Source organism: Actinoplanes sp. NPDC051633, assembly GCF_040681735.1.
Lineage (GTDB): Bacteria > Actinomycetota > Actinomycetes > Mycobacteriales > Micromonosporaceae > Actinoplanes.
The window spans coordinates 1-1,115 of sequence record NZ_JBFAZH010001779.1 but is presented as its reverse complement, the minus strand read 5'-3'; the positions used below and the strand labels follow the sequence as shown (position 1 = coordinate 1,115).

At 69.1% G+C, this 1,115-nt stretch carries 1 protein-coding gene and 1 pseudogene; one reads left to right on the top strand and one right to left on the bottom strand.

Features of this window, described 5'->3' with window-relative positions:
* Positions 1–40: 40 nt before the first annotated feature.
* Entirely contained in the window at positions 41–694 is a 654-nt protein-coding gene (locus AB0M20_RS45095; RefSeq protein ID WP_364307782.1) for a GAF domain-containing protein, read from the bottom strand.
* Between the two features lie 151 nt (positions 695–845).
* On the opposite strand from AB0M20_RS45095, the pseudogene AB0M20_RS45090 reads away from it, so the two are divergent.
* Positions 846–1,115: pseudogene (locus AB0M20_RS45090) on the top strand (glycosyl transferase); the annotation flags it as partial.

Sequence of the window (1,115 nt, the reverse complement as noted above, 5' to 3'; positions counted from 1 at the left end):
GTACTTTAAATCGCTATTGATGTTGTCGTTATTTGCAGTTTTATTTATTGGTGTTCGTGCGCTTCGTGGCCATGATCATGCCGAGCGCCCGCTGGATCTCGGCACGCACCCGGGACGCGCCGATCAGCCCTTCGATAAGTTCGAGCGGTCCGGATCCGAGGTCGCCGAGCCGTGCCTCCAGACCGTCCTCACCGGTGCTCTCGAAGGTCGCCAGCACTGCCGCGCTCAACGGCGCCATGGCCGCGGCGTCCCGGCCGTAGAGGTTCAGAGCGGCGATCGACACCCCACGACCCGCCGCCAGGGGGATGGACAACGACGCCCGCAGGCCGAGCCGGCGGGCCGCGGAGCGGAAACCCGGCCACTTGACGGTGGCGTCGATCCGTGGCACCGCAACCGGATCCGAGGTTTGCAACGTGTCGAGGCAGGGGCCGGTCCCGTCCGCGTACTGGGCATCGTCGACGGCCAGAGCCACCTCGCTGCTCATCGCGACGGTGGCGTAGGAACCCTCCTCGTGCGTGGTCACCGAGGCATAGCTGACCGGCGGCAGCAGATCGGCGGCGTACTGGACGATCGACCGCAGCAGCCCCGGCACGCCGGAGTTGTCGTCCGGCGTCCCCGCCAGCGCGATGAGGTCGTCCCGGAGACCGTGACCCGGCCGGTCCTGTGGTGGTGTCGAGGCGGATGGAGTGGCCACGCGTCTCCTCACTCCGGGTAGTCAGTGGTGGACCGACTACCCGGAGCGCGCGGCGGTATGCGCGCGGCCGGGCGGAAAACGTCCACTGGTGATGTTGCGCCGCCTAGGTACTCTCCGGCCCGACCGCCACACGTCCGACCACGGGGACCCGATGCGCCGAACCGACCGAAGATTCGTCACGAATGCGGGGCTTCTCGCGCTCTGCGGGCTGCTCTCCGGCGTCGTCGTGGCCGCGGCGGCCTTCCCCGCCGCGGCTCTGTCGGGACTCGCCGCGAAGGCCGGCGGCGAGTCCTTCGCCGCCCTGCCGAGCGAGCTGAAGCAGGTCATCACGCCGCAGGTCAGCCGGCTGGTGGCGGCCGACGGCAAGACCGAGATCGCGGTGTTCTGGGACGAGTTCCGCAGCAACGTGCCGCTGCAGGAC